Raw genomic sequence first — 20,799 nt, forward strand, 5'->3', positions numbered from 1 at the left:
TAAAACCTGATAACCTGACCCGATGAAAAGCAAATTGCTCATTTTGTTATTAGCTGTTCTCTTATCCGGGTGTGAAAAAAACAGTGACTATAATGGTCGTACCATTAATGATTATTTGAAAAAGACCAGGAACGATGAGTATATCACTGCGCAGTATTCTTACAATCAGGATAACCTTATCGATGAAGTAAACAGCACATCTTTCTACAGGAAATTCCATTACAACAGTAAGGGCAAACTTATAAAAGAAGAAGTTGCAATTTCTCCCGATAGCTATAGTTCAATGATGCCTGCCGGCGGATTTTCTCATGAGTTTGTGGACCCCGAAAAGACAGGGATCTCAATGTACTCCGTCTTTGAGTATGATACCGATGGCAGGCTGATCAAACAGCTTAATTATGTTCCATCAGTGCGGCAGGATGAGTTAAGATCAATTATGACCTTTGAGTATGATCAAAACAACCGAATTTCTAAAGTCCTGCTACACGATGGCAAAGAAGTGCTGACACAATATCAGACTTATATCTACGACAGTAACGGCAATGTAATCGAACATAACTCATACTCATACTTGTTCATACCTGCCGGGACCAGTCCAACACATTTAAGCAGAGCTGAGTTTGAGTATGATTCTTATAATAACCCATACGCAGTTTTTTATCAGTCGGGATGGCCGGGGATTAACACAAATCCTAATAATATAATTAAAATAAGAACTTATAACCTATTGAACACTCCAGGGATTGATGATATAAATGAAACTACTATTGAGTATCAATATAACCACATAACAAGATATCCGGAAAGGGTAATAAACGGGGAAGAATTTATCTATGACAGATAGAATCAGGCACATAGCATTGTCTCTGCTGCTTATCAGCTCAGCAACTCTCCTTTCATGCAGTGAAGAATTCCTGACAAGAGAACCACTTGGTGTTGCTGCAGGTTCTGTTGTTACATCTCCTGAAGGGGTGGAGAAAGTCCTGATTGGTACGTATGCAGCCATGAGAGGTAAAGATATGTTTGGAGGTGCGATGGGTACTGACTGGACATATGGGAGCATCACATCAGACGACTGTTATAAAGGGACTTCAGCAGGAGACGGGACTACCTTTAACCTCATTGAGAGATATGAAGATGTAGCAGTAGATCCATATATAAGGGGCAGGTGGAGTGACTGCTACAATGGGGTAGCACGTGCAAATTCCGTTCTTGATTGTCTGGCTGCCAACCAAAAAGGGGAAAATCCAATTCCGGAACCCAGAGCATTGCAGATAGAGGCTGAAGCCAAATTCCTGAGAGCCTGGTTTCATTTTCAGGCAAACAAGGTCTTCGAAAAGATCCCATACATTAAAACAAATGCTGAACTGGCCCCATTGTTACCTGAACAGGTTCCCAATTCAGATCCGGCATGGAAAGAAATTGAAGCTGACCTGCAGTTTGCAATTGATTATCTTCCTGTTGCGCGGCCTGCAGGAGAACCGGGCCGGATCTACAAATATGCAGCAGAAGCTGTTAAGGCTCATGCACATATGTACCAGAATGAATTCAGCAAGGCCAAAGTGCTTCTTGACGATATCATAAACAACGGAGGGTTTTCCCTGGTTGATAATTTCTATGATAACTACGACATGACCCACGAAAACAACAGGGAGTCAATTTTCGAAATACAATCATTCACTACATCAACGGCTTCTACTTCAATACTGGTATCGGGTGCTGTTTTTCATCAGAAAGGACCAGCCAGCTGCGGAGGATGGGGTTTCTTTCAGCCATCGCAATGCCTGTTCGAGGCGTTTCAGGTTACACCCGAAGGGTTACCGGTACTTGATATTGAAAATCGCGAACCACTGGCAAACGACATGGGGATTGGAAGCAGCAAAACATTTATTCCGACAGATCACCAGCTTGATCTTCGGGTTGACTGGACAATAGCACGCAGGGGAATAGATTTTCTGGGATGGGGAATACACCCCGGGAATGACTGGATCCGGGAGCAGAATAACGGCGGCCCTTACATGACGAAAAAGTACATGCACTTTAAAAATGAACAGGCTTTGAATCTGTATGGTACCGGGTTCTCCAACGGGAAGAATTACAGGATGTACCGTCTGGCAAATGTACTGCTTTGGAGAGCAGAGGTAGCTGTAGAAGAGGGTGATTTTGAACTTGCAAGGAATCTTGTAAACCAGATAAGGAACAGGGCAAAAAACAGCAATCCTGTAATGGGACTTTGTACAACTTATATAAGTCCGGCAACAAATCCGGTAGTTGACTGGAGCAAACCTGCAGCCAATTATAAGGTAGAGCCCTATCCGGCAGGGCATCCTGCTTTCGCATCAAAAAGTGAAGCAAGAAAAGCCGTGAGAATGGAGATAAGGCTCGAATTTGCAACTGAAGGGCACCGTTTCTTCGACCTGCGCCGCTGGGGAATTGCCAATGAGGTTCTTAATGACTATATCCAGCGTGATACGAAGTTCAGATCTTTTATGAGAGGAGCAGTCTATAATCCAGAACAGGACGACTTCTGGCCGCTGCCCAAGGATCAGGTTGATTTACAGAAAGGGATTTTAAAGCAGGATTCTTCCTATCTGAATTATAAGTATTAAATCTCAGAAATTAGATTTACCCCAACACTCCGAATATATGTTCATATAGGCGGCAAATTATTTTTTGCGGTTAATACGTCTCTCGATCCTCTGTTTGAATTCAATCGGCACCTGTTCAACAACAGTATTGGAAGAGTCGAGGTTAAATGACCTGACATCTGAAATGCTAAGATTACCTGCTATTCGCTGCAGCATCAGAATAAAGTTTTCTGTGTTGGTAAGTTCAAAATCGCGGGGCATAATCCGGTTAATCAGAACAAATTTAAAATCACCGGGGAATCCATGTTTTCTCAGCGAATCATAACTGCTTTCAAGCTTTATCTCTCCTGCATTCACCATATCCTCAAGGACTTCCTTAAAATAGAGGTTAATTTTTGGATCAACCTTGAAACCCAGATGAAAATCAATTCTGATAAGTACTCCCGGAATAATATGTGTTACTTTATAATCAAAGCGGTTTGGTTCATCCACCCTGTCGATATGCAGCAACCAGTAGGTATCAGCACGTTTTGGGCGTTTATTAAAAATTGAATAGATAATTTTTGATTCAATCTGTTCTATCCTGTTCGCCTTAATTATATAAACCAGGTTAGTGGCTACTTTGGGAACAGATAAATCCTTTTTCAGATCCTTAAACATTTCAATATAATCTGCAATGTTTGAGAATGTTATACGTCTGTTTTTTATTTTCCTTCCAAAATACCAGCCAAACATAATCAGGAAATAGAGAGAAGCGAGCATCAGTGTGAACCAGCCTCCATACCTGAATTTATGAAGGTTGGCTACAAGAAAACTGGTCTCAATTGTAAGGAAAACAATCGACATGAATATAACCAGGCTATAATGAATTCCGGTCTGATATAAATAGTATGAAAGCAATAAAGTCGTCATAATCATCGTAATGGTTATTGCCAGTCCGTATGCCGCTTCCATATTTGCCGATTCCTTAAAGAAGATCACAACAAGACTGCACATAAACCACAATGACCAGTTGACAAACGGTAGATAGACCTGTCCCCTGACAAATGTAGGATTCAGTATTCTTATTTTCGGCCAGAAATTAAGGGATACCGCCTCACTAAGGAGTGTGAATGAGCCGCTAATAAGGGCCTGGCTGGCAATTATTGAAGCCAGCGTTGAGATTATGATGCCAGCTAAAAGGAACCACCGCGGCATTATGGCAAAGAAAGGATTAACTTCCGATCCGGGAACATAATTCATCATCACCCAGGCTCCCTGTCCGAAATAACTTAAAATCAGGGTTGTCTTTACGAAAATCCACGAGATCCGGATATTTCCTTTTCCGCAGTGCCCAAGGTCGGAGTAGAGGGCTTCCGCTCCTGTTGTACAAAGAAAGACAGCTCCAAGAAGGATAAATCCTCCAGGGAACTCACCCAGAAATCTTACAGCGAAGACGGGGTTGAGAGCTCTCAGTATATCAGGAAAAAGTATTACCTGCGAAAAACCGAGTATAGCAAGCATCAGAAACCATAAAACCATAATTGGGCCGAATGATACACCCATAAAATTCGTACCGAATTGCTGAAGAAAGAATATCACGCCAAAAATGATGAGGACTATCGGAATTACAGGAATTTCGGGATTAAAAAGTTTCAACCCTTCAATTGATGAAGTTACTGTGATAGCCGGAGTTATAACACCATCAGCCAGCAAAGCGGCCCCTCCTATCATAGTCAGGATAGCAGCCCAGGTTGTTTTCTTTCTAATAAGGGCAAAAAGGGCAAAAATGCCGCCTTCGCCCTTGTTGTCGGCGCGAAGGGTAATAAGAATATATTTAACAGTGGTCTGAAGCGTAAGGGTCCAGAATACACATGAAAGAGCACCATAGACAAGAAGTTCACTGAAATTTTCTTCTCCGCCCAGAAGAATTGCTTTTACCGTATAAAGCGGACTTGTACCTATATCGCCGAAGACAATACCAAGTGTTACAAGGAGACCCGCAAAAGAGACCTTCTTAATATCAATATGGTGTTCCGATTCTTTCATATCCGGCACACTACTCAATTCGTTTGATCCTAATGTCTAAAGGCTGATCAATTGTTATCGGGACCTGTTCTTCAATCGTGTTACATGCATCGAGCTGAAGAGCTTTAACATCGGAGATGCAGAATAATCTGGACAATCCGTGTAATGTAAGAGTGAAATTCTCTATACTCGAGAGTTTAAAGTCACGTGGCATTACCCTGTCAATCAGAACATAAATAAAATCTGCAGGAAGAGAGTGTTTTCTGAGCGAATCAAAACTGCTCTCGAGCTTTATTTCACCTGATGCTGTCAGATCTTCAAGCACCTCCCTGAAATAGAGATTTATCTTGGGTTCTACTTTAAATCCTATGTGGAAATCGACTCTGATCAGAACACCGGGTATTAACTGAGTAACCTGATAATCAAACCTGTCGGGCTCATCTACCTTATCAACATGTAAAAACCAGTATGTATCAGCACGTTTCGGCTGTTTCCTGAATATGGAAAAGATTACTTTTGATTCGACCTGATCGATCCTGTTCGCCCTTATAATATAAACAAGGTTTGTGGCAGTTTTTGGAACAGAATCATCCTTCGATAACTCTTTAAACAACTGAATGTATTTCTCAAGATTTGTAAAAGTAACATATCTGTTCTTTAGCTTTCTTCCGAAATACCACCCATACATTATTGTAAAGAAAAATGAAGCAAGAAGGATGGTAAACCAGCCGCCATCGTTGAATTTGTGAAGGTTGGCAATAAGGAAACTGCTTTCTATTGTAAGGAATCCCATGAACACAAGTAATACGATCCTGTGATTTACTCCTTTCACAAACAGATAGTACGTAAGAAGGCAGGTGGTCATCATCTCTGTTATCGTAATTGCCAGACCATAAGCAGCTTCCATGTTCGCCGATGCTCTGAAGAAAATAACAACGAGACTGCAGGAAAGCCATAGGTACCAGTTTACAAAAGGAAGATAGACCTGGCCTCTGACAAATGTCGGATTAAGGACTCTTACTTTAGGCCAGAAATTAAGAGAAACGGCCTCCTTAACAATTGTAAATGAACCGCTTATGATTGCCTGACTTGCAATAATAGAAGCTGCCGTTGCAATAAGAATACCCGGAAGCAGGAACCATTTTGGCATAATGGCGTAAAATGGATTAGTGCCCGCTTCCGGTGCACCGTTAACCATCAGCCATGCGCCCTGACCAAGATAGTTTATCATCAGGGATACCTTTACAAATATCCATGATACCTGTATATTTTTTCTTCCGCAATGTCCAAGGTCGGCATAAAGAGCCTCTGCACCGGTTGTACAGAGAAAAACTGCACCAAGTAATATAAAACCACCCGGATACTCTCTTAAGAAACTGATTGCATAAACAGGACTTAGGGCCTGTAAGATCTCAGGATGAAGTACCAACTGTGAGAACCCCAGAATACCAAGCATAAGGAACCAGAGTACCATTATCGGACCAAATGAGCTGCCAACCAGGTTAGTACCGAACTGTTGAATAAAGAATAGTACTGCAAAAATCAACAAAACGATAAGGACTACAGGAATCTCCGGATTTAGCAGTCGCAATCCCTCAATTGAAGAAGTAACAGTAATAGCTGGTGTAATAACACCATCGGCAAGCAGGGCAGCGGCCCCAATCATTGTAAGCAGGGCAGCCCAGGAGGATTTTTTCCTTATAAGGGCAAACAGTGCCAGAATACCGCCTTCGCCATTATTATCGGCTCTGAGAGCAATAATTATATATTTTGTTGTTGTCTGAAGAGTTAGTGTCCAGAATATCAGGGAAAGAGAACCGAAAACAAGAAGTTCGTTGAATTCTGAACCTCCACGCACAATCGCCTTCATTACATAAAGGGGACTCGTGCCAAGATCACCGAATACTATTCCAAGAGTAACCAGTACGCCTGCAAAAGAGAGTTTCTTAATATCCAGATGCTTACCGGTTGTATCCATAAATTTAGAAACAAAAAGCGCAAAGTTAATAATTATTAAGAGTTTATGAGCCGGCTTAAGAGGAAATATTTTCTAATTCTTAAGTGGAACCTGTTCCTGATTATTAAACCAACTTATTACCAGTGCTACAACCTGATTATAATTTTTAATTCCCGCCTTAATATTGTTTGTTTTCAGGTAAGCATCGTAAGCTACTGACTGTACCTTGTCCATTGTCTTATTCTGAAGACTGTTATAATAGTCCTTCCTGTAATATAAATCATCCATTACACGCTTATCTATCTTTTTAAGATAAGTATGATAATCGCTGAGTTGCGAAGCATCATTAATAAAATATGCAAGAAATATCATATAACCAGAATAGAGCAGTCTCTTATCTTCGGAGGTTGTACAGATAACAAATGAGAACAGGTTAGCTTCGGCTTCATTTGTTACACCGAACTGGTGCGCCTTCTCGTGCGCCAGGGCAGCCGGATAATCAAACGGGAGTCCGTTTGAAGTAAGATGTATTTCACTGAAGAATGGTCCGTAATAACCGAAAACTCCCGATTTATCCATTATTGAATTGAAAACCATTTTCTTGTTTCTTCTTGATCCGTTTGGATAATTTATTCCCAGATTGATGCTGTTCTTTTTATATGATAATTCCACAAGCGAATCGATAACGGAAAACCCGGATGAATCAAATTTCATGTAATTTGCATTAGCCCTTGAGATAATAGTATCGAATACCGTTCTGAACTCTGCTTCGTCTGTATTTGGAGCTTTCCAGCCTAACCGGGTGTGAATATCGGGTCTGAAATAATTATAACCCCATGATATATAAAGCCATACATATAAAACAGATACTATCTGGATAAATCTCAAAAAGAATATTCCGGGTTTTATTTTCCTGAATATTGTAAGAAATATTCCTGTTATTAAAAGTAATATTGCTGCTGCCCAGAAGAGATCCCATACCGACAAACTGAATATCGAACTGAATGATGAGAGTGCCACAGCCACAAACGGGTATATTCCATCCGAATAATACTTCTCTACAAACCCGGGATTTCTGGCAGCTATCCTGGTGCTGATAAAAACCAGGACTGCAATAAGAACCGGCAAAAAATCAACCAAAATCTTCCTTAGATTTTTTTTGTTTTTCTCCATATTTAAGATTTCAACTTTAGCACTTAATCCGACAAAAGTATCAATTATTTTCAAATGGTTCCTGCTCATTCCCGGAGATCCCGAGTGTCAGCGAGGAATCCCCTGATCCATGCAGGTATTTAATTAGTAACATTTTACATAATAAATGTATCTTTAGAAAACTCAAAATGAACTATTAAATCTATTATAAAGACTGAATATGAACATGTTATACAAATCTGGATACATGATGTTCATCACAATACTATTTTCTTCTGTCTGTATTTCAGCATCAGCACAGGAGCTGACGACTAAACCAGAAAAAATCACCTTTATGTTTGCCGGCGATATTATGGGCCATGATGAGCAGATCTGGTCGGCTGAGAACAGGGAGACACGCACCTTTAATTATGATGATGTTTTCAGATACATCAGTCCGGTTATAAGCAAAGCTGATATAGCTGTTGCAAACCTTGAGGTAACCCTGGCCGGAAAGCCATACAAAGGATACCCGCAGTTCAGCTCCCCTGCAGAGCTGGCAGTTGCCTGCCGTAATGCCGGATTTGATTGTCTTGTTACCGCCAATAACCATGCGGCTGACAGGGGTAAACAGGGCATAATCAGTACCATAAACAAACTGGATAGTATTGGAATGCCGCATACCGGTACATTTCTGAACAGGATCAGCCGCGATACGCTATCGCCTCTGATGATTCATCGAAATGGGGTTTCCGCGGCGGTTCTGAGTTATACTTTCAGTACAAACGGGATAAAAGTGCCGGAACCTGTTGTTGTAAATATGCTTGATAAAGAAATAATTACAAATGATATTAAAAAAGCCAAAAACAAAGAACCCGATATAGTTGTTCTTTTCCTGCACTGGGGTACCGAATATGACACTGTACCCTCGAAGAACCAGAGTGATCTTGCTGCAACTTTACTTTCTGCCGGAGCTGATCTTGTAATCGGATCACATCCTCATGTGCTTCAGAAAATGGTCTGGCTGAAAGACCAGTTATCAGGTAAAGACGGGATTGTGGTGTATTCTCTTGGTAATTTTGTTTCAAATCAGCGTAAACCTAAGACTGACGGAGGATCGATTGTAAGCATTGAATTTACCAGGGATAATGAATCTTATAAGATCTCAAATGCAGGGTATTATCTGACCTGGGTATATACTCCTATTGAAAATTACAGAAAGAAATTCTTCATACTTCCCTGCTCTGAGTTTGAAAGTAATTTTGCATTCTTTAAAACTCCGGCTGACTGGCTCCAGATGAAAAAATTCCAGAATGAATCAAGAAAACTCCTGAACGAACAAAACCTGGGAATTAAAGAGTATATTTACAATGGAGGAACCTGGCTGTTAAATAATTAACACAAACCCGGATGCCCCCTGGCCACAAAGTGGCCATCCCCCTAAAGGGGGACTAACTCACCAAATTTTGACTATATTTCACTATTATACAATTAATTAGCCCCCCTTTAGGGGGGTTGGGGGGCAAAAACAGAGAAAATTAAATTATATTCATACTTATATATCTCATTTTTTATAAATATTATTGCATAACAATTGTTTTAATTCTCATTTTTCCTGATGAATGATTCGATAGTACTTCTTTCAGCAACTGCAATATCACTGGGATTTGTTCATACAATCCTCGGTCCTGATCATTATCTCCCATTTATCCTGCTTAGCCAGGCTAAAAAATGGACCCTCAGAAAAACGATGATAATAACATTCCTGTGCGGACTTGGTCATGTATTGAGTTCTGTTGTACTTGGCCTGGTAGGCATCGCTGTAGGAATATCTGTAACAAAACTGGTATCTGTAGAATCTTTCAGGGGAAATATAGCGGCATGGCTTTTTATCGCATTCGGACTTGTTTACATGATTATCAGTATCAGAAACCTGATGAGGAAAAAGAAACATACCCACACCCATTTTCATATCGATGGAGAAAAGCACGTTCATGAACACGATCATAATAACGAACATACTCATATTCACCAGGAAGATCCTGTCAAAACCACACCATGGATCCTTTTTCTAATCTTTGTTTTCGGTCCATGCGAACCGCTGATTCCCATTCTTATGTATCCGGCAGCAGAAAACAATATTCAGGGTGCTGTAATTGTTTCAGTACTTTTCTCAGTTGTTACAATAGGCACAATGATGTCGGTAGTGCTTGCCTTTAAACTGGGCCTGAGCAAGATCAATCTTAAACCTGTTGAGAAATACAGTCACCTTATTGCAGGTGCAATGATATTGTTTTCAGGTCTGGCGATACAATTTCTGGGACTATAACAACTGATATTCTGAGTTTTTCACTTTAATAAACACCTGACTATGACTGGAATTATTGAGCTTGATGCCTTCCTGTTCGGCATAATAAGTGCAGTATCTCTGCCTCTGGGTGCAATGCTCGCATTAAAATGGAGTCCTAAGCCAAGAGTCCTGGCATCAATGATGGCAATCGGAGCCGGAGCTCTGCTGGCAGCTCTGACAATTGACCTGGTAGCTGTTTCTGTTGATAAGGGACACTTTTATCCGCTTGCAGTGGGTATGATCACGGGAGGATTATTTTTTGTTTTTCTGAATAAGATTGTAAACAGCAAGGGCGGTTTTCTAAGGAAGACAGCCACAATTCTTACTCACATTACTAAAAAACAGAATACACGCCAGAAACAACTTTTCAAACAGCTCAGTAATGTGAAGTTTTTTCATAACCTGACTCCTGAACAGGCTCAGCTCATAATTCCCTATCTGCACCGGTACAAGTACAGACAGGGCAAGGTGATGGTACATGAAGGTGATCCGGGTGACCTTTTCTTTATAATTGAAAACGGATCTGCAATTGTAATGGATGACAACACTAATTCTGTCGTTACAATTCTTTCGGCAAATGACACCTATGGGATAGTGGAATTAATGACCAACATATCACATAACTATAATGTCGTGGTAAAGGAAGATATGCATGCCTGGGTAATTAACAAAGAATCTCTCGACAGAATCATCGCGCTCAATCCCATGCTTGCCAGGGAGATTAAATCACTGGTGACTGAAAAGATACATCTGCTTGAGATTACAAATACAATACCCCAGGAGAAAGCTATCGCCTGGTATAATGGCGCTCTGGAACATTTTGAAGAAAAGAAATCTGCAGTAACACAGTCTGATGTCAACGAAGAAGTTGCCGAACATGGTAATCCTTCGATGGCCATATGGATGGGTATCATGCTCGATGGTATCCCCGAATCAATAGTAATCGGTTCAAGTCTTCTCCTCCATCCTACCATGAGCCTGTCACTTCTGGCAGGTCTGTTTCTATCAAACTTCCCTGAAGCATTATCGAGCTCGGTTGGAATGAAAAAGCAGAAGATGTCAAACATGAAGATCATTATGATGTGGACATCAATTATGATTGTAACAGGTTTGGGAGCATTTTTCGGTAACGTCTTTTTTGAGAATGTATCACCCTCCGTATTCGCACTTGTTGACGGGATGGCTGCAGGCGCTATGCTAACAATGATAGCAGAGACTATGCTTCCGGAGGCATTTCATATCGGTGGAACAGTTACAGGTCTTTCCGCACTTGCAGGATTTCTTGCAACATTGTTATTCAAGGTAATCTGACTTTAAATTGTTAGCTTTGCATAAAATTATCAGCCGGTGATGAATTACGATTATAATACACAAAGGAAAAGGATGGCATTGCCTGAGTACGGAAGGAATGTCCAGAAGATGGTTGACCATATCAAGACAATTGAAGACAGGGATGAAAGGAACCGTGCTGCCAAAACGATCATCCAGATCATGGGTAACCTCAATACTCACCTTCGCGATGTTGGCGATTTCAAGCATAAGCTCTGGGATCATCTCGCACTGATTGCCAATTTTGAACTTGACATAGATTCTCCTTATCCTGTTCCTGAACCGGAGAAATTTGTTGAAAAACCAAGTCAGGTACCATATAAACAGAAAGATATCAGGTTTCTTCACTATGGCCGCATTATCGAACTGATGATCGATGCTGCAGCTGACATGGCTGACGGGGAAGAAAAAGAATACTTTACCACTCTGATAGTCAATCAGATGAAGAAATCTTACATAACATGGAACAGGGGTCAGGTTGCCGATGAAGTGATTATTAATGATATGAAATTATTATCGCGCGGAAGGCTGAAGATGACAGAGGGTGTAAGGATTCTTGAAATCAGGGAGCTGATACCTCCTGTCAAAAGAAAGCCTACCGGCAACAAGCCTCACGGAAAACAGCAGAATAAACCTTACAATAAGAAAAAAGGATATAGCAGGCATTAATGGGTACTTTTATTGTACACGGCGGACATCCCCTTCATGGAGAGATTACTCCACAAGGTGCAAAAAATGAAGCGTTGCAGGTGATATGTGCTGTTCTGCTGACATCCGGAAAAATAACAATTAAAAATATTCCCGATATCGTTGATGTCAATAAACTTATTGAACTGATAGGTTCTATGGGTGTAAAAGTCAACAGGGAATCAGATTCCATCTGCAGTTTTGAAGCAATAGATGTGAACCTCGACTATCTGCAGACCAGTGAATTCAGGGCGCAGAGCTCCAGCCTGAGAGGATCATTAATGATAGTGGGTCCGCTACTGGCCCGGTACGGAAAAGCCTTCATTCCAAAACCCGGCGGTGATAAGATCGGACGAAGAAGAGTAGACACCCATTTTATTGGTTTCCAGAAACTTGGGGCGAAATTTGAATTTGATTCAGCTGATCCGTTCTTTAAGGTTGAAGCTCCTTCTTTAACCGGGACTTACATGCATCTCGATGAAGCATCCGTGACGGGTACTGCCAACATAATTATGGCTGCAGTTCTGGCACAGGGACGCACCACCATTTACAATGCTGCCTGCGAACCTTATATTCAGCAGTTATGCAGAATGCTTGTTTCTATGGGTGCCAGGATTGAAGGAATAGGTTCAAACCTTCTTTATATTGACGGAGTTACAAGTCTTACCGGCTGCACTCATACCATTCTTCCCGATATGATTGAGATAGGATCATTTATCGGTCTGGCAGCAATGACATCTTCGGAAATTACGATTAAGGATACATCATATGATAGTCTGGGTATTATACCCGACGCATTCCGCAGGCTTGGAATAAAAGTTGAAAGAAGAGGTGATGATATATTCATTCCTCACCAGGATCATTATGAGATTGAAACGTTTATCGACGGATCGATAATGACTATTGCTGATGCTATATGGCCCGGACTAACTCCCGACCTTCTGAGCGTATTCCTTGTAACAGCAACACAGGCAAAAGGGGCTGTGCTTATACATCAGAAAATGTTTGAAAGCCGCCTCTTTTTTGTCGATAAACTGATTGATATGGGGGCTCAGATAATTCTTTGCGACCCTCACCGGGCAACTGTGATTGGTCAGGATAAGAGATTCCGTCTTAAAGGCACAGTAATGTCATCGCCTGATATAAGAGCCGGGGTAGCACTTCTTATTGCAGCACTTTCCGCTGACGGAAAAAGCACAATTCACAATATCGAACAGATCGACAGAGGCTACCAGAATATCGACAAGCGGCTTAATGCACTGGGGGCGGATATCCAAAGAATCTGAAAAAACATGGCGCAATGGCTCAACGGCGTAATGGCGCAAAGGTGTCAAAACTCGTGAGCCCTTGTGCCTTTGTGCCATTATGCCTTTGTGCTGTAAGTCTCCTGTCAATTTGTCAATTTAACTGGCTTGGCAGGTAATTTGTTAATAATACTACTGTAAATGAAAAAGAGTGAGCGATGATGAAAAGAAAGACACACGAGAAGGAAGAAATTAAAGACAACACCGGTCATAAAACAACTGATAATAAAGACAATACAGAAAACAAGGAGACTCAGTCATCATCTGAAACTTCAAAAACACCAACAAATGGTGAGACGGGTGCCACTTCAGGTGCTGACAAAGTGATAGCTGAAGTCAGGGCTGTTGAAGAAAAACTGGCAGAGATGCAGGATAAATATATCAGGCTGTCGGCTGAATTTGATAATTACAGAAAAAGAACACTTCGCGAGAAGATGGATTTATCGAAATATGCTGAAGAAAACCTTCTTCTTAAGATAATTCCTTTAATGGATGATTTTGAGAGAGCTAAGCAGCATATGGATTCAGATTCAGATATAACTGCCGTAAAAAACGGAATAGATATCATCTACACCAAGTTCGGTGAATTCCTGAAACAGAACGGGATTAAAGAGATTGAATCACTGAACGGAAACTTCAACGTTGACCTTCATGAAGCTGTAGCTAAGGTGCATGTTGAAGACAAAGACAAAAAAGGGAAAGTTGTGGATGTTGTTCTGAAAGGATACTACCTGCAGGACAAGGTTTTAAGATTTTCAAAGGTTGTAGTCGGAGAATAATATAAGATAACTGTTAAGTGGCAAATTTCAAATAAATAAAGGATGGGAAAAAGGGATTATTATGAGGTGCTTGGTGTTTCCAAAGAGGCCACAAAAGAGGAGATAAAAAAGGCATACAGAAAGCAGGCTCTTAAATATCATCCAGATAAGAATCCGGGAGATAAGAAGTCGGAGGAGAATTTCAAGGAAGCAGCTGAAGCTTATGAGGTGCTTAGTAATGATGAGAAGAAAGCACGTTACGATCGCTACGGGCATGCAGGAATGGGTAACTCAGGAGGCGGGTTCAGCGGCCAGAATATGACAATGGATGATATTTTCTCATCGTTCGGTGATATTTTTGGTGATGCGTTCGGCGGTTTCGGTGGTTTCGGAGGAAGCAGACGCGGCGGAGGAAGAAGGGTAAATAAAGGAAGTAACCTCCGGGTTAAAGTAAAGCTTAATCTCCAGGAGATTGCCAATGGAACAGAGAAAAAAATAAAGGTAAACAAATATGTAAACTGCGATAAATGCGGCGGATCAGGTGCTGCAGATGCTTCCAGTATTTCATCATGCCCTACCTGCCATGGCTCCGGACATGTTACCCGGATAACAAATACGATGCTTGGACAGATGCAGACATCTTCTGTTTGTCCTTCATGCGGAGGTGATGGCAAGACTATAACCAAGAAATGTACTGCCTGCTATGGAGAAGGTGTTGTACAAAAAGAAGAGATTATTAAAATCAATATCCCTGCCGGTGTTGGCAAAGGAATGCAGATGACCGTCGGCGGCAAAGGAAATGCTCCCAGAAGGGGTGGTGTTGATGGCGACCTTCTTGTGGTAATTGATGAAGAGGAACACCCCGAACTGATAAGAGAAGGTAATGACTTAATTTATAATTTATTTGTAAGCATACCTGACGCAGTACTAGGAACACATGTTGAAGTACCAACAGTTGACAATAATGTAAAGATCAAGATAGAACCGGGCACTCAACCCGGCAAAATACTTCGTCTCAGAGGAAAAGGATTGCCTGAAGTTAATGGTTATGGCAGAGGCGATCTGCTTGTTAATGTAAATGTCTGGATCCCAAAGAATGTAAATAAGGATGAGATGAAGATCTTTGAGAAATTCAAAGACTCGGATTCCTTTACACCCAATCCTGACAAAAACGACAGGGGCTTCTTCGAGAGGATGAAAGGATATTTCGAATAGTGCAATACCTCTCCCTAAATCCCTCCCCCAGGAGGGAGGGACTTAAGCTACTACATGAATCTGGCTAACCCCCTTCTCTCCCGGGAGAAGGGGGCAAGGGGATGAGGCATTAAAGAAGAAGGTCTTTTAGATTAATGAACATTCCCTGAGAATTTCTATATTTACACTTCATTTTAATATCTTAATATATTCCCTATGGCACTTTTTGAAGCAAAGAATGTCACTAAACAGTACGGGGACCAGCTTGCTCTCGACAACGTAAGCATCTCTGTCCCTGAACAATGCATCTATGGTCTGCTTGGACCCAATGGTGCAGGAAAAACAACACTTATACGAATAATCAACCAGATTACCGGGCCGGATTCAGGTGAATTATTCCTGAATGGCAAAAAACTTATGCCTGATGATGTGCAGTTTATCGGTTATCTTCCTGAAGAAAGAGGACTTTATAAAAAAATGAAAGTAGGCGAACAGGCTCTCTATTTTGCTCAGCTTAAAGGACTCTCGAAAGCTGAAGCTATGAAGAGGCTAAAATACTGGTTTAAAAAACTTGACATTCTCGACTGGTGGGGTAAAAAAGTCGAAGAACTTTCCAAGGGTATGGCACAAAAGGTTCAGTTTGTTACAACTGTACTTCATGAACCAAAGCTTTTGATATTTGATGAACCTTTCACAGGATTCGACCCACTGAATGCCAATATCATAAAAAATGAAATACTGTTTCTGAGGGAGAGAGGAGCTACAATAATCTTTTCAACACATAATATGGGATCAGTTGAGGAGTTGTGCGATAACATTACCCTCATCGATAAAGCAAAAACAATACTGGAAGGAAGTGTCTCTGAGATCCGCAGTAAGTGGGCGGCAAATGAATATGATCTTACTTTAAGCGGAAATGTAAAGATTGAGGGAAACGGACATTACACAATTCTGAAACAGGAAACTGAGAACAACAAAAGTATTGTCAGGCTGAAGACCACATCAGACATCAGCAGTAATGATATACTTCAGAATGTCATGAAATCGGGGAACGTAATCTCATTTAATCCGGCCATGCCATCTATGAATGAGATATTTATAAGGGTAATTGAAACCCGTAACTAATCACTGCAAAATCATCGAAAACATATAATTATGAACAAGATATCTGTTATTATTAAAAGAGAATATATAACAAGGGTCAGGAAGAAATCATTCATTATAATGACAATTCTGGCACCTATTCTCATGGCAGCTATTATTATCCTGCCTACAGCCCTTATGATGAATCAGGATGGTGACTTCAAGAAGATTGCAGTTATTGAGGACAAATCCGATTTATTTAAAGGTGTCATCAAGAATACGAAAGATGCTGAATTTGTATACCTCGAGAACACTAAGATTGAAGATCTGAAATCCTCATTCGAATCAGCAGGTTATTATGGGGTCCTCTATATTTCACCCGAGCTGGTCAATACTCCTAATGCTATTGAGCTTATATCAAAGAAACAACCGCCAATTGGATTGTTGCAGCATATTGAAAACTCACTTGAAAAAGAGATTGAAAGACAAAAATTACTGGCTTTCAAAATTGAGAATCTCGACGAAATAATGAAGACCATAGATACTAATGTATCGATACAGACAATCAATATAGACTCTTCAGGGGTAGCGAAAAAAACAAGTACCGGAATTGCAATGGCTCTCGCATATATACTTGGATTCCTGATGTATATGCTGGTATTCATTTTCGGTGCACAGGTTATGCGGGGTGTAATTGAAGAAAAAACAAGCAGAGTCGTTGAGGTAATTATTTCATCTGTCAAGCCTGTACAGCTAATGATGGGTAAAATTGTCGGAATCGCTCTTGTCGGACTAACTCAATTCCTGATATGGATAGTCCTTACAGGCAGCATAGCCGGAGTATTGAAGTCAACAATGCTTTCAAATGTCAACCTGTCCGAGATCTCACAGTCGGCACCACAGAATATGATGGCAAGTGGTGATAATCAGGCAGCTGCATCAGAAGCAGTAGCCCAGGCATCGGTTTCTCCTCAACTGCTCGAGTTTTCAAAAATGTTCGACAGTGCAATGAATCAGCCGTGGTTACTGATTATTGTATCATTTATTTTCTATTTTATTACAGGTTACCTTCTTTATGCCTCTGTTTTTGCTGCAATAGGATCTGCTGTGGATAATGAAACAGAAACACAACAATTCATGCTTCCTGTAACAATACCGATAATACTTGCTCTTATGGTGGCAATGGGTACAATGCAGAATCCGGAAAGCTCAATCTCTTTCTGGTTCTCAATGATCCCGCTCACCTCTCCTATCGTTATGATGGCACGTATTCCGTTTGGCGTACCGCTCTGGCAGATAGGTGTTTCAATGTTACTGATGCTTGTTACATTTGCAGCATTTGTATGGATGGCAGCCAAGGTATACCGCACCGGCATCCTGATGTATGGTAAAAAAACTTCGTGGAAAGAGATGTGGAAATGGCTGAGGTACAGCGGATAATGGCGCAGGGCTAAGGGCGCAGGGCACAGGGGAAATCCGGGTAACTCCGTACGACTCCGTGTAATCTGTGTCTCCGTGGTAAATTTTATAAATACAGTTATGTCAAAAATTCTGGTTATTGACGACGAACGTGCCATAAGGAGCACTCTGAAAGAGGTTCTTGAATATGAAAAGCACGAGGTCGATGCTGCTGAGGATGGTCCGAAAGGCCTCGAATTATTTGCTGCCAATGCATATGATATTGTACTATGCGACATAAAAATGGCCAAGATGGACGGTATTGAGGTGCTTGAGAAGATATCGGAGACATCACCGGAGATACCTGTTGTAATGATCTCAGGTCATGGCAATATCGACACCGCAGTGGAAGCAATAAAAAAAGGTGCTTACGACTTTCTCGAGAAACCGCTCGACCTCAACAGGCTGCTCATCACTATCCGTAATGCGATGGATAAGTCAACCCTGATAACCCAGACACAGGTACTTAAAAACAAGGTGAGCAAGATGTACGAAATTGTTGGTACATCCGAACCTATAGAGATGGTAAAGAACATGATCGACAAGGTAGCTCCTACCGAAGCCAGAGTACTCATTACCGGTTCAAATGGCACAGGGAAGGAACTGGTAGCCCACCAGATTCACGAAAAAAGCAGCAGAGCCAAAGGCCCTTTTGTTGAAGTCAACTGCGCGGCAATACCTTCGGAACTTATTGAAAGTGAGCTGTTCGGACATGAGAAAGGATCCTTTACCTCAGCAATTAAACAAAGAATCGGAAAATTTGAACAGGCTAACGGCGGGACACTCTTTCTCGATGAAATAGGCGACATGAGCTTATCTGCACAGGCTAAAGTGCTAAGAGCACTGCAGGAAAACAAAATTACAAGGGTAGGCTCGGATAAAGATATTCATGTAAATGTCAGGGTAATAACCGCCACAAATAAAAACATAAAGAAAGAGATAGAGAATAATAATTTCAGGGAGGACCTTTATCACCGTCTGAGTGTTATTCTGATACATGTCCCGTCGCTCAACGACAGATCGGAAGATATACCATTGCTGGCCGAACATTTCAACACTCTCATATGCAATGAATATGGTATGAGCAAGAAGATTATAAAGAAGGATGCCATCAAAGAACTTCAGAAAATTCAGTGGACAGGAAATATCAGGGAATTCAGAAATGTACTTGAAAGACTGATCATTCTCTGCCCGAATGAGATAACCGGTAATGATGTTATTGCATATGCTTTACCAGTTTCGGGAAGCAACACTTAACACCTCAGTGTAACTCTGTGACTCCTCTGTGTAACTCTGTGTCAGTTCTTATTCTTTATAACACAGAGAAAATCAGGAGGAGACACAGAGAGCCACAGAGAAAAGAACCATAATATGTTCCGACTAGAAAAAGATTCTTTAGGTCAGAAACAGATCCCATCTGATGCACTCTATGGCATTCATGCCGTAAGGGCAAAGGAGAACTTCCCGGGCAATACTCTATTCCCGGTTGAATGGTATTCAGCCGTGGGTGTTACAAAGCTGGCATGTTATAAAACCTACAGAAAATTCCGCGATGCAGCCCTTGGAAAACTTGGAAATAATCTTCCTGTTAAAAACATAAATGATGATATTCTTAACGCCCTGATTGATTCTGCAAATGAAGTGTCTGAAGGGAAATACTTTGATCAGTTCATTGTCCCGGGTGTACAGGGTGGCGCAGGAACAAGTATCAACATGAATATCAATGAAATAATAGCAAATGCTGCTCTTCTTAAGACCGGGAATAAGTGTGGGGAATACACTTTAATTGACCCTACAGAACATGCAAATATCTTCCAGTCGACAAATGATGTAATACCCACAGCCCTGACTTTAACCGTTATGAGGCTGCTGCAGACACTAGAAGAAAACATAAATATACTCAGGCAGAAAACTGAAGAGCTTGAGAAAAACAACAGGGAGAAACTACGTCCGGGATATACCCAGATGCAGGAAGCAGTACCCTCCTCTTTCGGATTATTATTCAGTACATATAATGAAGCGCTATCTCGCGACTGGTGGAGAGTTTCCAAATGTTCTGAGCGTATAAAACAGGTAAATCTTGGCGGAGGGGCTATTGGTACCGGATTATCACTCCCACGATTTTTCATAATGGAAGTTGTACCTGAACTGCGCGCTCTTACAGGCTTGCCACTCGCCCACTCTGAGAATCTTTCAGATGCAACCTCTAACATGGATAAATGGGTCGAGATTCATGCTACGTTGAAAGCACATGCGGCTAATCTCGAAAAAATATCTTCGGACTTCCGTCTTCTGTCTTCCGACATTGCGGCTCTTAAGACCCTATCAATACCAGAGCGGCAGGTTGGCAGCTCAATAATGCCGGGGAAGATCAATCCCGTTATTCCTGAATTTGTTATTTCGGCAGCGCACAAAATATATTCAAATGATGTACTCATTAGCTCTTTATGCGGACAGGGAGTATTGGAACTCAATCCATATATTCCGGTTATAGGTACTGCCATTATTGAGAGCATAAATCTGCTTATTTCATGTAATATCACTTTGAACAACAACCTTCTTTCGGGATTAATCATAAATGAATCAGCAGGATATAATGCCCTTATCTTCAGCCCTTCATTAACAACAGCTCTTACTCCGCATATTGGTTACCACAAAGCTGCGGAGATAGCTTCACTGATGAAAACCAATAAAATAGACATATTTGAAGCTAACGGTATTCTGAAAATAATGGAAGAATCTAAACTAAGAACAATCCTTCAGCCCGGTAATCTGCTGAAACTTGGTTTCTCACTTGATGACCTTTAAACTACTCCCGTTTTTTCTCAGTGGCTCTCTGTGTTTCCTCTGTGGCTCTCTGTGTAAGTTCTTTTTTTTAAACACCGAGGTACACAGAGGAGACACAGAGTTACACTGAGAAATCCAATCTGATCTAAATTTTGCTAATTTTGAT

16 protein-coding genes are annotated in these 20,799 nt (G+C 41.1%); 13 read left to right on the top strand and 3 right to left on the bottom strand.

Annotated features, from left to right (window positions below; all coding sequences use genetic code 11):
• Nucleotides 1-22: 22 nt before the first annotated feature.
• Complete coding sequence (locus tag IPJ16_05050) at nucleotides 23-844, top strand: hypothetical protein (GenBank protein ID MBK7626558.1); 822 nt, start codon at nucleotides 23-25, stop codon at nucleotides 842-844.
• Nucleotides 834-2,609 carry a RagB/SusD family nutrient uptake outer membrane protein gene (locus IPJ16_05055; GenBank protein MBK7626559.1) on the top strand — a complete coding sequence of 592 codons (1,776 nt, stop codon included), beginning with the start codon at nucleotides 834-836 and terminating at the stop codon, nucleotides 2,607-2,609. The genes IPJ16_05050 and IPJ16_05055 overlap by 11 nt, the downstream gene beginning before the upstream one ends.
• A gap of 57 nt (nucleotides 2,610-2,666) precedes the next feature.
• Here IPJ16_05055 and IPJ16_05060 read toward each other — a convergent pair whose 3' ends face one another.
• The 3 genes from IPJ16_05060 to IPJ16_05070 form a co-directional block, all read right to left on the bottom strand.
• A complete protein-coding gene (locus IPJ16_05060) occupies nucleotides 2,667-4,616 on the bottom strand; it encodes a KUP/HAK/KT family potassium transporter (protein ID MBK7626560.1) in 1,950 nt (649 codons plus the stop codon).
• A gap of 10 nt (nucleotides 4,617-4,626) precedes the next feature.
• Nucleotides 4,627-6,573: a KUP/HAK/KT family potassium transporter gene (locus IPJ16_05065; protein ID MBK7626561.1), complete on the bottom strand. Its 1,947-nt coding sequence runs from the start codon at nucleotides 6,571-6,573 to the stop codon at nucleotides 4,627-4,629.
• Between the two features lie 72 nt (nucleotides 6,574-6,645).
• Nucleotides 6,646-7,725, bottom strand: coding sequence for a DUF3810 domain-containing protein (locus IPJ16_05070; GenBank protein ID MBK7626562.1), 1,080 nt, complete (start codon nucleotides 7,723-7,725; stop codon nucleotides 6,646-6,648).
• A gap of 199 nt (nucleotides 7,726-7,924) precedes the next feature.
• Here IPJ16_05070 and IPJ16_05075 point away from each other — a divergent pair, with 199 nt between their 5' ends.
• From IPJ16_05075 to IPJ16_05125, 11 genes are all read left to right on the top strand, one after another.
• Entirely contained in the window at nucleotides 7,925-9,082 is a 1,158-nt protein-coding gene (locus IPJ16_05075; protein MBK7626563.1) for a CapA family protein, read from the top strand.
• Nucleotides 9,083-9,301: 219 nt separating this feature from the next.
• The gene (locus IPJ16_05080; GenBank protein ID MBK7626564.1) at nucleotides 9,302-10,012 is read left to right on the top strand and encodes a sulfite exporter TauE/SafE family protein; all 711 of its coding nucleotides are present in this window, start codon (nucleotides 9,302-9,304) and stop codon (nucleotides 10,010-10,012) included.
• Between the two features lie 42 nt (nucleotides 10,013-10,054).
• A complete protein-coding gene (locus IPJ16_05085) occupies nucleotides 10,055-11,344 on the top strand; it encodes a cyclic nucleotide-binding domain-containing protein (GenBank protein ID MBK7626565.1) in 1,290 nt (429 codons plus the stop codon).
• A 39-nt stretch (nucleotides 11,345-11,383) separates the two neighbouring features.
• Complete coding sequence (locus tag IPJ16_05090; GenBank protein ID MBK7626566.1) at nucleotides 11,384-12,031, top strand: DUF4290 domain-containing protein; 648 nt, start codon at nucleotides 11,384-11,386, stop codon at nucleotides 12,029-12,031.
• Entirely contained in the window at nucleotides 12,031-13,335 is a 1,305-nt protein-coding gene (gene murA / locus IPJ16_05095; GenBank protein ID MBK7626567.1) for a UDP-N-acetylglucosamine 1-carboxyvinyltransferase, read from the top strand. Before IPJ16_05090 ends, murA begins: the two co-directional genes overlap by 1 nt.
• 176 nt (nucleotides 13,336-13,511) lie before the next feature.
• Nucleotides 13,512-14,132, top strand: a complete 621-nt coding sequence (locus tag IPJ16_05100; GenBank protein MBK7626568.1) for a nucleotide exchange factor GrpE — start codon at nucleotides 13,512-13,514, stop codon at nucleotides 14,130-14,132.
• A gap of 42 nt (nucleotides 14,133-14,174) precedes the next feature.
• The gene (gene dnaJ, locus IPJ16_05105; GenBank protein ID MBK7626569.1) at nucleotides 14,175-15,326 is read left to right on the top strand and encodes a molecular chaperone DnaJ; all 1,152 of its coding nucleotides are present in this window, start codon (nucleotides 14,175-14,177) and stop codon (nucleotides 15,324-15,326) included.
• A 195-nt stretch (nucleotides 15,327-15,521) separates the two neighbouring features.
• Nucleotides 15,522-16,430: an ATP-binding cassette domain-containing protein gene (locus tag IPJ16_05110; GenBank protein MBK7626570.1), complete on the top strand. Its 909-nt coding sequence runs from the start codon at nucleotides 15,522-15,524 to the stop codon at nucleotides 16,428-16,430.
• A gap of 30 nt (nucleotides 16,431-16,460) precedes the next feature.
• On the top strand, nucleotides 16,461-17,828 hold the full coding sequence (locus tag IPJ16_05115) for an ABC transporter permease (protein MBK7626571.1): 1,368 nt from the start codon (nucleotides 16,461-16,463) through the stop codon (nucleotides 17,826-17,828).
• Nucleotides 17,829-17,927: 99 nt separating this feature from the next.
• Nucleotides 17,928-19,103 carry a sigma-54-dependent Fis family transcriptional regulator gene (locus IPJ16_05120; protein ID MBK7626572.1) on the top strand — a complete coding sequence of 392 codons (1,176 nt, stop codon included), beginning with the start codon at nucleotides 17,928-17,930 and terminating at the stop codon, nucleotides 19,101-19,103.
• A 114-nt stretch (nucleotides 19,104-19,217) separates the two neighbouring features.
• Complete coding sequence (locus IPJ16_05125) at nucleotides 19,218-20,654, top strand: aspartate ammonia-lyase (protein MBK7626573.1); 1,437 nt, start codon at nucleotides 19,218-19,220, stop codon at nucleotides 20,652-20,654.
• The last annotated feature ends 145 nt before the right edge of the window (nucleotides 20,655-20,799 follow it).

The sequence above is a fragment of the Bacteroidales bacterium genome (assembly GCA_016709865.1).
Classification (GTDB): Bacteria; Bacteroidota; Bacteroidia; order Bacteroidales; family VadinHA17; genus LD21.